Source organism: Bradyrhizobium sp. 142 (assembly GCF_023074015.1).
Taxonomy (GTDB): domain Bacteria; phylum Pseudomonadota; class Alphaproteobacteria; order Rhizobiales; family Xanthobacteraceae; genus Bradyrhizobium.
Genome location: NZ_JADPKQ010000098.1, coordinates 1 through 11,704 on the forward strand (window position 1 = coordinate 1; position 11,704 = coordinate 11,704).

14 protein-coding genes and 1 pseudogene are annotated in these 11,704 nt (G+C 64.0%); 8 read left to right on the forward strand and 7 right to left on the reverse strand.

Annotated elements, in window-relative coordinates:
* Positions 1-241 precede the first annotated feature (241 nt).
* The 3 genes from IVA82_RS10090 to IVA82_RS10100 form a co-directional block, all read right to left on the reverse strand.
* A complete protein-coding gene (locus tag IVA82_RS10090) occupies positions 242-820 on the reverse strand; it encodes an Hpt domain-containing protein (protein ID WP_247383139.1) in 579 nt (192 codons plus the stop codon).
* A 23-nt stretch (positions 821-843) separates the two neighbouring features.
* Positions 844-1,389, reverse strand: coding sequence for a response regulator (locus IVA82_RS10095; protein WP_148737958.1), 546 nt, complete (start codon positions 1,387-1,389; stop codon positions 844-846).
* Between the two features lie 96 nt (positions 1,390-1,485).
* Positions 1,486-2,265, reverse strand: coding sequence for an NAD kinase (locus tag IVA82_RS10100; protein ID WP_247383138.1), 780 nt, complete (start codon positions 2,263-2,265; stop codon positions 1,486-1,488).
* 316 nt (positions 2,266-2,581) lie between these two features.
* Here IVA82_RS10100 and IVA82_RS10105 point away from each other — a divergent pair, with 316 nt between their 5' ends.
* Positions 2,582-4,141 carry a peptidase S10 gene (locus IVA82_RS10105; RefSeq protein ID WP_247383137.1) on the forward strand — a complete coding sequence of 520 codons (1,560 nt, stop codon included), beginning with the start codon at positions 2,582-2,584 and terminating at the stop codon, positions 4,139-4,141.
* A gap of 99 nt (positions 4,142-4,240) precedes the next feature.
* On the opposite strand, the gene IVA82_RS10110 is transcribed toward IVA82_RS10105, so the two are convergent.
* Together IVA82_RS10110 and IVA82_RS10115 are read right to left on the reverse strand one after the other, a co-directional pair.
* Positions 4,241-5,623, reverse strand: a complete 1,383-nt coding sequence (locus IVA82_RS10110) for a serine hydrolase domain-containing protein (protein ID WP_247383136.1) — start codon at positions 5,621-5,623, stop codon at positions 4,241-4,243.
* A gap of 109 nt (positions 5,624-5,732) precedes the next feature.
* Positions 5,733-6,272: a tetratricopeptide repeat protein gene (locus IVA82_RS10115; protein ID WP_247383135.1), complete on the reverse strand. Its 540-nt coding sequence runs from the start codon at positions 6,270-6,272 to the stop codon at positions 5,733-5,735.
* Between the two features lie 248 nt (positions 6,273-6,520).
* On the opposite strand from IVA82_RS10115, the gene IVA82_RS10120 reads away from it, so the two are divergent.
* From IVA82_RS10120 to IVA82_RS10135, 4 genes are all read left to right on the forward strand, one after another.
* The gene (locus IVA82_RS10120; protein ID WP_247383134.1) at positions 6,521-6,892 is read left to right on the forward strand and encodes a hypothetical protein; all 372 of its coding nucleotides are present in this window, start codon (positions 6,521-6,523) and stop codon (positions 6,890-6,892) included.
* A gap of 212 nt (positions 6,893-7,104) precedes the next feature.
* Positions 7,105-7,515 carry a hypothetical protein gene (locus IVA82_RS10125; protein WP_247383133.1) on the forward strand — a complete coding sequence of 137 codons (411 nt, stop codon included), beginning with the start codon at positions 7,105-7,107 and terminating at the stop codon, positions 7,513-7,515.
* 287 nt (positions 7,516-7,802) lie between these two features.
* Complete coding sequence (locus IVA82_RS10130; RefSeq protein WP_247383132.1) at positions 7,803-8,510, forward strand: outer membrane protein; 708 nt, start codon at positions 7,803-7,805, stop codon at positions 8,508-8,510.
* 269 nt (positions 8,511-8,779) lie between these two features.
* Complete coding sequence (locus tag IVA82_RS10135) at positions 8,780-9,019, forward strand: DUF6719 family protein (RefSeq protein WP_247383131.1); 240 nt, start codon at positions 8,780-8,782, stop codon at positions 9,017-9,019.
* A 26-nt stretch (positions 9,020-9,045) separates the two neighbouring features.
* Here IVA82_RS10135 and IVA82_RS10140 read toward each other — a convergent pair whose 3' ends face one another.
* Both IVA82_RS10140 and IVA82_RS10145 read right to left on the reverse strand, forming a co-directional pair.
* The gene (locus IVA82_RS10140; RefSeq protein ID WP_247383129.1) at positions 9,046-9,300 is read right to left on the reverse strand and encodes a hypothetical protein; all 255 of its coding nucleotides are present in this window, start codon (positions 9,298-9,300) and stop codon (positions 9,046-9,048) included.
* A 301-nt stretch (positions 9,301-9,601) separates the two neighbouring features.
* Positions 9,602-9,994, reverse strand: coding sequence for a hypothetical protein (locus IVA82_RS10145; protein WP_247383128.1), 393 nt, complete (start codon positions 9,992-9,994; stop codon positions 9,602-9,604).
* Positions 9,995-10,080: 86 nt separating this feature from the next.
* On the opposite strand from IVA82_RS10145, the gene IVA82_RS10150 reads away from it, so the two are divergent.
* The 3 genes and pseudogenes from IVA82_RS10150 (at position 10,081) to IVA82_RS10160 (ending at position 11,472) form a co-directional block, all read left to right on the forward strand.
* Complete coding sequence (locus IVA82_RS10150; protein WP_247493285.1) at positions 10,081-10,263, forward strand: hypothetical protein; 183 nt, start codon at positions 10,081-10,083, stop codon at positions 10,261-10,263.
* A 60-nt stretch (positions 10,264-10,323) separates the two neighbouring features.
* A pseudogene (locus tag IVA82_RS10155) lies at positions 10,324-10,615 on the forward strand (methyl-accepting chemotaxis protein); the annotation flags it as partial.
* A 437-nt stretch (positions 10,616-11,052) separates the two neighbouring features.
* Entirely contained in the window at positions 11,053-11,472 is a 420-nt protein-coding gene (locus IVA82_RS10160) for a GFA family protein (RefSeq protein WP_247383127.1), read from the forward strand.
* Positions 11,473-11,704 lie beyond the last annotated feature (232 nt).

An 11,704-nucleotide genomic window follows, 5' to 3' on the forward strand; every position in this document is an offset into this window, starting at 1 on the left:
CGCACGCTCCGGCGCCGCAGCCAGACCGATGGCATGAGGTGGGAGACGATCAGTCGCCTCGCCTGTGACTGCCTCCCCAGGCCCAACATCCGTCATCCTTGGCCGCGAGCACGCTTCGCCGTCACTCACCCGAGGTGGGAGCCGTATGCGGGAAAGCCGCACGTACGGATCTGTGCGGGGGGCGCTCAGCAATGAGCGTCCCTACCGCGACCGCTGCGCTCGCAATGACGAGAAGAGAGAGCTACTCCGGCGGCACGATGCTCGGTGCGAGGATCGCCTCGAGATGCTCGGGGCGGTCGCGGTTGACGTGGGCAAGATAATCGTCGGCGACGTTGCGCAGGCGGCGGCTGAGCTCGGCAGAGACGCTGATGCTGTCGAGCTTTGTGTTCTCGTGCGCGATGGCCAGGATGGCGTTGATGTGGTGCGTGAACAGCTCGGCCGGCACCTTCTCGAAATCAGGCGCGTGCTCGATGACGCGGCAGAGACTCTCGGCGATTGCCGCCGCCGACGGATAGCCGAACGTCGCAGCGTCGCCCTTGATGTCATGCGCGGCGCGGAACAGCTCGTCGCGCCTGTCCTTGGTGAAGCCGTCATTGCGGATGGCGACGTAGGCGGCCGAAAGCCGGTTGACCTCAGTCGCCATCCAGTCCTTGAACTCGCCGGAGAGGCCGGCCAGCGCCTGCTCGGCGCGGCCGACCGGATCGTCCATGTCCTTGTCTTCGACCCGGCGCAGCACCTTGCGCAGCGGATTTGGCTGTGTGATCAATTGATGCGTGGCGAAGGCCTTGACCTCGATGTCCTTTGCGCCGTTCTTCGCCATGATGTCTGCCTCGAGACGTTGCGCTAGATGGAGGAACGGGCCTTGTCGAGCAGCGAAGGTTGCTGGAGCACCTCGTGCTTTTCGCCGACGCGGCGCTCGGGGCCCATATAGGCAGAGCTGGTGTTGCGGCGCCGGTCCGGACCGAAATAGGTCTTGGTCTTGATGAAGGGGCGGGGACTGGCGACCACGTTGAGGATGCGCTGGTAGAGCCCCTTGGCCGAGATAGGCTTGGCCAGAAATTCGGTGACGCCGGCATCGCGCGCGACCGTGACGCGCCGCTTCTCGGAATGACCGGTCAGCATGATGATCGGCGCGTAGGGATTGCCCTTGGAGTCCGGCTGCCGGATCATCTGCGCCAGCTCGAGCCCGTCGAAGATGGGCATCGCCCAGTCGGTGATGACGATGTCGGGCACGTAGTGACTGTACATTTCCAGCGCAGTCGCACCGTCCTCGGCCTCATAGACTTCGCGCGCGCCAAACGAATGCAACAGAGTCCGCAGGATGCGGCGCATGTGCGGATTGTCGTCACAGACGAGAAAGCGCAGCTTGTTGAAATCGATGCGGAACATGGCGCCCGGGCCGAAGTGGTCAACTTTTATTAACCATATCGCGCCGAGGGTTAACGAAGCGTTGCGACCGGCACCGGCAGGCGCCGGGCAGGTCCTTCAGGAGCCGAACTGCTCGCGCAGAATGCGCTCTTCCAGGCTGTGGCCGGGATCGAACAGCATCCGCATCGAGATGGTCCTGTCGGACAGGACCTCGACCCGGCGGACGTCGCGCACTTCGTCGTGGTCGGCAACGGCCGCCACCGGGCGCTTGTCGCCTTCCAGTACCTCGATCACGACATAGGCCGTGTTGGGCAGCAGCGCGCCGCGCCAGCGACGCGGCCGGAAGGCGCTGATCGGCGTCAGCGCCAGCAGTGCGGCGTTGATCGGCAGAATGGGCCCCTGGGCGGAGAGATTGTATGCGGTCGAACCCGCCGGCGTTGCCACAATAATGCCGTCAGCCATCAGTTCGGACATGCGCTCACGCTCGTCGACCAGGATCTTCAGCCGCGCTACCTGATAGGTCTGGCGAAACAGGTAGACCTCGTTGATCGCGTGGTGAAGGTGGACGCGGTCATTGAGATCGGTGGCGCGCATCAAGAGCGGATGGATCTCCGATTCCTGCGCGGCTTCGAGGCGTGCGCGCAGATCGTGGGTCGCGTACTCGTTCATAAGGAAGCCGACCGTGCCTCGGTGCATGCCGTAGATCGGCTTTCCCGTGTTCATGTTCCGGTGCAGCGTCTGGAGCATCAACCCGTCGCCGCCGAGCGCGACCACGACGTCGGCGTCGTTCGGGTCGCAATTGCCATAGTCCCTGGTGAGCTGGCTGAAGGCGGCTTGCGCCTCGATGCTCGGGCTGGCGACGAAGGCAATCCGGTCGTATCGCGAGGGCTTGGTCATGGCTTCTGGGTAGGCCGCTGGCTCGAGAAGGTTCCGCCGGGCTCGTCTATACACCTCGGCCTGTATTGTCGAGGATGACAGCCCTTCAAAGCAAACCGGCGGCGGGTCGGGCGGCCGCCCGTCTCGATTGAGGGTAAAAAATTGGCTCGAATTGGCTGGGGCCGTGCCATGATCCAGATCGGACGGGCTGACCCAGTGCGCAAATTCAACCAGGCGCTTTGGATCCCCCAAACCGTCGCAATTGGCCGCTACAACTTTGGCCGGCGCTGGCCGGCAAGCCATGATGTGCAAGTACGGCCGGGCCGGGAGAATAGTCATGGTCATGCGTTGGTCGGCGCTGCGCCGAACGGGGCTGGTGCTGGCAGTATCTGCATTCGCCTTTGCAGGGTTCGTGCGCGCGGATGATCCGCCGCAGCCGCGGCCCGAGACAACGGCGCCAACCGGCCAGAAGGGCGGACGCGGCGCTGGCGCGCAGAACGCGTCGCCATCTGCCGCCGAGCCACATCGTCTCCCGGCGGATTCGACCACCAGGCAGACGCTCGATCTGCCCGGGCGGACGCTCAACTTCGCCGCGACCGCCGGCTCGATCCGCGTGTTCGACGAGAAGAGGGAGCCGCTTGCCGACATCGCCACCACCTCCTACGAGCTCGACGGCGCCGACCGTGCCACGCGCCCGGTCACGTTCCTGTTCAACGGCGGGCCCGGTGCATCGTCGGCGTGGCTCCAGTTCGGCGCTGCCGGGCCTTGGCGGCTGCCGCTCGACGGCGAAGCGCTGTCGCCATCGGCGTCGCCCGAGGTGAAGCCAAACGCGGAGACCTGGCTCGATTTTACCGATCTCGTCTTCATCGATCCCGTCGGCACTGGCTACAGCCGCTTCGCCGCAAGTGGAGACGACGCACGAAAACGGTTCTATTCGGTCGATGGCGACGTCAATTCGATCGCGCTCGTGATCCGCCGCTGGCTCGAGAAGCACGACCGGCTGGTCTCGCCGAAATACGTCGCGGGCGAGAGCTATGGAGGCATTCGCGGACCGAAGGTCGTGCGTCAGCTGCAGCTCCAGCACGGCGTCGGCGTCAGGGGCCTTGTCCTGGTGTCGCCATTGCTCGACTTTCGCGAGTTCGCCGGCACCAGCCTCCTGCAATATATCGCGACCTTGCCAAGCTACGTCGCGGTGGCCCGTCAAGCCAAGGGACCGGTCACGCGCGCCGATCTTGCTGACGTCGAGGCTTACGCACGCGGCGAGTTCCTGGCTGATCTTATCAAGGGCGAGGCGGACAAGGAGGCCACCAACCGTCTTGCCGACAAAGTCGCCAGCCTGACCGGCATCGACCAGGCGGTGAGCCGCAGGCTCGCCGGCCGCTTCGACATCGGTGAATTCCGCCGTGAACTGGACCGCAAGAACGGCAAGGTGACCGGACGCTACGACGCCTCCGTGCGCGGCTTCGATCCCTATCCGGATTCGGGCAACTCCCGGTTCGGCGATCCCTCAGGCGATGCGCTTCAGGCGCCGCTGACAAGTGCTGCGGTCGACGTCCTGACACGCAAGCTCAACTGGCGGCCCGACGGCTCTTATGAAATTTTGAACGGCGCCGTCGAGCGCAATTGGGATTTCGGCAATGGCATCAGCCCGCCGCAGTCGGTGTCGGAGCTGCGCCAGATCCTTGCCACCGATGCCAAGCTGAGCGTGCTGGTCGCGCACGGCCTGTTCGATCTCGCCACGCCCTATTTCGGAACGAAGCGGGTGCTCGACCAACTGCCGGCCTTTGCGACGCAACGCGTGAAGTTCGTCGTCTATCCCGGCGGCCACATGTTCTATTCACACGACGGCTCGCGGCAGGCGTTTCGCAGCGAGGTCGAGGCGCTGATCAGGGAGTAGGGCATGATCCGGAGCCGAAGGGCCGCGTTAGCGCAAAGTGCGTAGCGGCTTTCCGTCGCGACAAACGCGGAACGCGTTTGCGCGGAGATCATGCTTCGATTAAACAGGCCGGCGTTTTCGCGGCTTGTATCGCCGCGCGATCTCGCGGGCCACGACGCGCTCCGGCTTGACGTTGGCGCCTGCGAGCCAGATGTCGCTCACCTTGCCACGCTTGTCACGGACGCGGCGCACCGGCTCGCCGTGGCTGGAGTTCCCGGCGGCCGAAGCGAACTTGCCGATGTCGCGGCCGGTCACCTCGATCTCGCCGGCATCCATGAACGGGTTGTTGAACTGCGGATTGGCGACGAGCACGCGCTTGCCCATCGGCACGAGGTCGGTCGCACCCCAGATCGTCCACCAGCGACCGGTCCAGTCGCGCAGGCGCCGGTCAGGTGCGCCGCGGGTCTGGAAGACGCGCAGGATCTGCATCGCGCCGTCCATCCAGAACGGCGCCGCACCGTCGATGGAGTTGCTCAAGATGCTGATCGCGAGTTCGCAAGAAGGGATGGAGCAGGTCCGGGAGATGTAACCCTGAAAGTGGCCGCCATGGCCGAACCAGTCCCAGCCGTCGGTCTTGCCGGCGCCGACGCCGAGGCCGTAATAGGCTTCAAAGATTTGCGGGACGCGCCAATGATGGCGCGTCATTTCGCGGCGGCTCGCGGCCGATAGCACGCTCTTGCTTGCGTTGGGCGCAAGCTGCGCGAAGAAACGCGCCGTATCGACGGCCGTGGCGGCGAAGCCCGTGGCCGATGCCATGGCGTGCGTCGGATTATCGCCGGGGATCACACAGCGCTCGCCCAGCGGGACTTTTCGAGTGTGGCCGCGCGCGAACGATGCGCCCTTTGGAAGCGGCGCGTCCGGCTCGGTCTCGCGCAAACCCGCGGGCTCAATGATCTCGCGCTTGATCCAGACCGGGTAGGGCTCTTTCGTCACGGCTTCGATGACGAGGCCGATCAGGCCAAAGCCGTGATTGGAATATTTGAAGCGCGTGCCCGGCTCGATCACGGTCGGCAGCTTCAGCTCTGCGCGCAGCTCGCTCTGGGTCAGATAGGGGCGGCTGTCGATGAACTGGCCGGAATCGGCGCCGTCCCGCGTCAGCCCTGCGCTATGCGAGAGCACCTGTGCGATCGTTGTCTCGGCAACCCGCGGATGCAGGGCGCTGACATAGTCGCCGACGGGATCGTCGAGCCGGATCTTGCGCTGCTCGCGCAGCTTCATGATGCCGGCCGAGGTAAAGCTCTTTGAATGCGAGGCGATACGGAAGCGGTGGCGTGGGGTGAGTTTTTCGCCGGTGTCGAGATTGGCGAGGCCGAACGCGTGCTCGGCGACGACTTCGCCGCGATAGGCGAATGCGACGATGACGCCCGGCTGTTGCGACGTCGTCAGTTGGAATTCGATCCAGGAGCCGAGGTAGTCGACCGCGGATCGTAGCCACGCATCCATTGCGCACCAATTCTAAGGGAGGATTGCGGCGCGAAGGCTAGCCGAAAAAGCAGAACCGGCACAACCCCCGCGGGTCGTGCCGGTTCTTGTCGTTCGCAGATCGGGTGTCTCAGTAAACGAGCGTCGCGCCGGTCGGTTTGTCGAGGGCCGCAGCAAGCGAGCGATATTCGGAGCTGTCGGTGCCGGCGAGCGAGGCGATCTTGTTCAGATGATACTGCGCCTGTTCGCGGTTGCCTTGCTCGAGCTGCCAGAGACCGTAATACTGCCAGGTCCGGACGTGGTTCGGATCGTCCTTCAGCGCCAGCTCGTAAAAGACCTTCGATGACTGATAATCGCCGAGCTTGCGATAGGAGTAGCCAATCAGGTTGGCAACGTCGGCAACGTCGTCGCGCTTGAGCGACTTCAGCTGGTCGATCGCGCTGGTGTAGTCGTGGCCATCGTAGATGGTGGTGTAGGCGGTGCGATAGGCGGCAAGGAATTTGGGATCGCTGACGGAGGAGCTTTTCTTCTTCGACTTCTTGGTCGAGGTGTCCGATTTCGGCGGCGAGGGCTCGTCGCTGCCCGCGGCGTAGGCGCTGGTCAACACCGGTCCGGCGGCCAGCGCCATCGAGACAAGTCCCGGTACCAGAAGCATGGAAAGTTTGCGCATTCATCTTCTCCCGTATGGAACGTGGCGATCCTACACGATTGCCTGAAGACCGGAACACCCGACGGGCCAAAACATTCCCGGCAGCCCGGTCTATTCGCCCGGCCGCAGATGACAAACTTGTCATCGAGATGAACGGAAGCCTGCAGCCGGCTTCAGACTGGGTTCAGTGCGCGCCGCCTAGGCTTCCACCCACGATCGAAGGGTTGGCAAAGGGCGCCGCCTCAAGATCCTTCACAGAGGAGACCACCATGTTGAAGACCATTTCCGCAGCCTTGCTTGCAGCGTCCGTCATCGCAGCCCCGGCCTTCGCGGCCGAGACCGGCAAGACCACCACCACGACCGCGCCGGTGATCAAGGCGGACCAGAGCCAGACCAAGGCGTCGAACACCGCCGCGAAGCCGGACGCCGGCGTCAAGGCCGACACGAAGGCCGTCGACGTCAAGGCGAACGCCAAGGTGGAGCCCAAGGCGAAGGCCATGAACGCCAACGCCGCCGTCACGCCCGACGAGCACAAGAGCGTGCGCACGCACCGCCATCACCACAAGCAGGTGTCGGCCAAGAAGTCGCTGAAGGCGCAGCCGGACGTCACCAAGCCGGCGACCGCCGACAAGCGTAGCTAACGACTGATCCCGCGCGGCGGTATCCCCCGCATTGCCCCGCCGCCGCGCGCGGATTTCAGGCCGGCCTGTCGTCTTGGTGCCTGCGCGAAAGCGCAGGCACCGGCGGCGGGCCGGTGCGCTATTCGCCAGCCTTGCGGGCAGGACCGAATTCCCTTTGCCTAACCTTGGGGCTAGAACGTTGCCGGGACTGATTGGCGGGAGAATTCGATTCCGTGAGGCGATTGGCGAAACGTGCGGCGATCCTCGTACTGCCGCTGGCGCTTGCGGCATGTTTTGGCAGCAACGGCGGCCGTCCCTCCCTGGCGGACGCAGGTCCGCAACCGTTCCCCGATAATTTCCGCAGCGACACGCTGGCGCTCATGCGCACATATCTGAACAACCCGGTCGGCGTTCGCGACGCTGGCATGGCCGAGCCCGTATTGCGCGAGGTCGGCGGCCGGCAGTTTTACGTGAGCTGCCTGCACTTCGCGCCACGCGAGACCGACGGCAGCTACAAGGGAATGCGCGAGCGCGCCGTGGTCTTCGTCAACGGCCGGGCGGACCGCGTTATCGATCGCGCCAGCGAACTCTGCGCCGGAGCGGTTTACGCACCCTTTCCGGAACTCGAAAAGATGGCGCGATAGCGCAAAGCCCGCCTTTATCGCCGGGTGCTAGAACTGCGCTTGCCGGAGCTGCTGGATCACAGTTTGGCGAGCTTTGAACGGGGTTGTTTCGCCTCACGACAAATTGTTACGGCAGACCTCGTGCAGAGGACAAAATCTGTCGGCACAAGCGGACGTGACGGGACAAGATCGGCTTGTTGCCGCCCCGTCACAGTTGCGGACGATCAACGTTCCGGCATCGCCGCGACGCAACCCAATTCATGCCACGTTGTTTGCTGAGTGTCGAATATGAAAGAACGGGGATGATCATGAGAACGATCTGGCTTGGCGCGGCGGCTCTGCTCGCGCTGGCAGCGCCAGCCGCAGCAGCCGACATGCAGCCACGCCCCTACACCAAGGCGCCGGCCTACACACCGCCGCAGGTGATCTATAATTGGACCGGTTTTTACATCGGCGGCCATGTCGGAGGCGCGTTCGCCGGCGACAGCAGCTTCCAGTCGAGCGACGCACGCTTCCTGGGCGGCGTACAGGGCGGCTTCGATTACCAGTTCGCGCCCAATTGGGTGGCGGGCGTCGAAGCCCAATATTCGTGGCTGCCGACCAGCAACAGCGGTGCCCTGTTCCCGCTGGGCACACAGGTGACGTCGAACACCGACCAGATCGGGTCGGTGACCGGCCGGATCGGTTACACCTGGGGGCCGGCGCTGGTCTACGCCAAGGGCGGCTACGCCTGGCGCAACAACGGTCTCGGCGTCAACATTGCCGGCGTGCCGCAAGCCTTTACCGCCACCGGCAACAGCAAGGACGGCTACACCGTCGGTGCCGGCCTTGAATACATGTTCGCGCCCAACTGGTCGGCCAAGGCCGAGTACCAGTACTATAATTTCGGCAGCACCACCTTCACCTCCGGCCCGGCGGACATCGTCGGCGTCCGCGGCCGGGAGGACGAGCATACCGTCAAGGCCGGTGTGAATTACCGCTTCGGCTGGGGCGGCCCGTCGGCCTCGCGCTACTGAGCTGCCGCCAGGTGCTACATCTACCAGGCGCCGCGATCTGACAAAGGCCGGCTGCTTCGCCGGCCTTTTGTTTGCCAGCCTTTGTTCGTCAGCCCGTTGTTTGCTTTGTGTGAACCATCTGGCGCGTCATTTGCAAGCAAACGTTCCGGCGCGCGCCTTCTCAGGCGCGTCATGGGGCCGAGGTAAAGCAAAAATAATTTTTGCCGCTTACGGAACTCGCGCTCCGGAACGCGTATTATGAGAATTGCCGGGCTGGTGGGACAACGAACATGCGTATCTTGGCGTCGGTGGTGGTCTCGTGTTTCCTTGCACTGCCGTGCTCTGCACAGACAATCCTCAAATCCGAGCCTTTGATGCTGGCACCCTATGAGGTCGCCTTCGTCCGCGACAGCGCCTGTCCGTCCGGCAAGGTGCTGAAGGTCACTGGTGCCATCCGCGGGCTGCACCGCCGCAAGGCCTGTGTGGCCCTGGCCGGCGAGCAGGCGTCGCTGACGACGGCCATGCCCTGAGGGCCGGGGCGGCTTTCGGCCGGATCTTACGAGCTCAACTGCAACTCCATCCTCGACTCCTGCTCGGCGTCCGCCTTGTTCTTGGCGGGGTCTTCGCCTTGGGCGGCCTGGCAGGGCTTGATCTCATAGTCGTTGTCCAGCACCCGGCGCGGCCCGGGCCGCTCCTCGTCGGCACTGACGTCCACGACGAGGCCGCTCCGTTGCGCGAGCTTCCAGACGTCGGACTCGCCCGGATAGGCCTTGCTGATCTGGGCCTCGTTGCAAAACAGGGCATACGGCATGCTTCCCGCTCCCACAAAGACCGTTAACGTGCTGTGGAGGCAAGAGTTTCCCGCCAGCGAACAATCACGGGGCCGTGATCCAGGCGGCAGGCCGTGAGTCGTAAACAAGTCCTGAATTCCCAAAAAAAGAATCCCTGGGACTCATTTGCCGGAATCAGCGGATGTTTTCGGCCATGACGACGGACCTGAAAACCTCCTGCGGGCACATGCTCCTGCCGCTGACGCTGGCACTGGTCGGCGCCTGCGCAGCCAATCTCTGGCTGGTGTGGTCGTGGCTGTAACAAGGGCCTTGAGACCGACTCTACTTGTCCGCCGGCGGTCGTGACGGGACGTCGCGGATGGCAGCGCGGAGCCTGCTCAGGGTCGCCGCGCAATATTCCTCCCGTTCGCGTTCGAACCGCTCCTGGTGTTTGCGGAAACTGGCGATGCGGGCCTGCATCTCGGTGCGTACATCGACGCCGGTCCGCCGCGGCGGGACCTGGACGGGCCGAGGCTGCGGGGCGGCGAGCGGTGAGGTGGCCGCTGGCGGTTCGATTTCGACCGCAGCAGCCCGGACGGCGACGATCTCGGTGGTCACGGCGGATGCCATGGCCGGGGCCGCCGGCAGGGGAAAGTCATCCTTCCTGCCGGTGACCGATTGGACGAAGGCCAGTGTCTGAGCGATCAGCTCGTCGCGCTCCCTGATCCACTTCATGTGCCCACCCTTTGTTGGATCCATTCCACCAAAGCTGGTTCGCCGAATCAAGTACGGTATCTGCAGGGATTGCATATTTTTCCCGATTGTCCGACACTCAACCGATGGATGCCGGAGAAGAACAATCGGAGGAAGCGCAGGGCCTGAGGCTGGTGCGCGCCTTTCTGTCGCTGTCGCCGGACAAGCGGGCAGAGGTAATCGCGTTCGTCGAGGCCTTGGTGCGTGCTCATGGCCGGCCCGGGGAGGGCCAGGAGGCCTCGCCGACGTGAGCCTTACCGCGCGCGCGGATTGACGTTCGGCGCAAAGGGCGCACCGACCACGCGGACCTGCTCAACACCATCCGCGACATCACCGCCACCATCGAGCGGCTGTCGGATGTTTCATCGACAATTGCCGCGGCCGTCGAGGAGCAGGGCGCCGCGACCCAGGAGATCGCCGCAGCATGCAGCTGGCGGCCCACGGCACCCAACGGGTCTCTTCGATCATCACCGACGTGCAGCGGGCGCGGCGGAGACCGGCTCGACCTCCTCGCAGGTGCTCCCAACCGCGAAGATGCTGGCGACCGATAGCAACCGGCTGAAGGACGTGGTCGGGAAATTCCTCTCAACGGTGCACGCTGCCGGGGCCGGGCGACGTACGAGATCCGGCGGCGTTGCGCCGCCGGCGAGCCGCAGCTCCTATTGCGGCAGCAGGAGGGCCATGGCGATCGCGAACAGGAAGCCTGTCGCGACGATCGCCGCCACGGCACCGGCGATGATCTTGGCCTTCTGTCGGACGGTGGTTGAGCGCATCGGATGCGCACACTACCTCATGTTCGGAGATTTCGGACGCACCTCGGCTGTATAATGTGCCTGCGACGGAAATTTGTTTGAGTCTCGTCCGATGACTTCCGATCGCCCTCCAGCGCTCGCTCGTTGTAAAATATAAAAACTGTTCAATTCAAGGTAGCATGAGCAAAATCGCCGGAGATTTCAAGACGCACAGATGCGGCGGTTAAACGGCTTTCTTTTTTGACACGCGTCGGCCGATGCGGCGGATCTGAACGGGAGTATGTGTTGATGGTCGACGCCAGATGTGGCTGCGGCGGCCTTGCGCTGTCGCTTCCGGGGTCATCGAGCCTCGTCGTTGCCTGTCACTGCATTGACTGCCAGCGGCGAACGGGCGCGCCGTTCGGTGTGGGTGCCTTTTACCCCGCTGAGGTCGTCACGATCTCGGGGGCTCCAAAAGAGTACGTTCGCGCCGCCGCAAGCGGTGGCAAGGTCCGTTGCTATTTTTGTCCCGACTGCGGTTCAACGGTGTATTGGAAGGCCGACAATCTGCCTGCGATGATCGGGGTTGCCATTGGCGCAATCGCGGACCCAAACTACCCGGCGCCGGTCAGATCGGTTTTCGAGCAGTCGAAACATCGCTGGGTCGACATCAACGGCGCGGCCATCGAGCACTTCCAGCAAAGCAGCGTGCCGAAGAATTCAAGCTAAGGATCGCATCGAGCAGTAATGCCGGCTAAGGGGATTGGTCAGTATAGCCGACAGGAATCCCCGGGAGTTGTGAGCTTCGGAGTCTGGTCGGAGGCCGAACGCTTGCTGCCGGGACGCCCCAAGCGCAGCTAGCTAGTCTTACTGCGTCATAAATTTTTGCGCGATCGCGGACGCAGGATCGCTCTTGCGCAACATGGACATCGCGACAGACTTCTGACGAGGGCGAGAACGA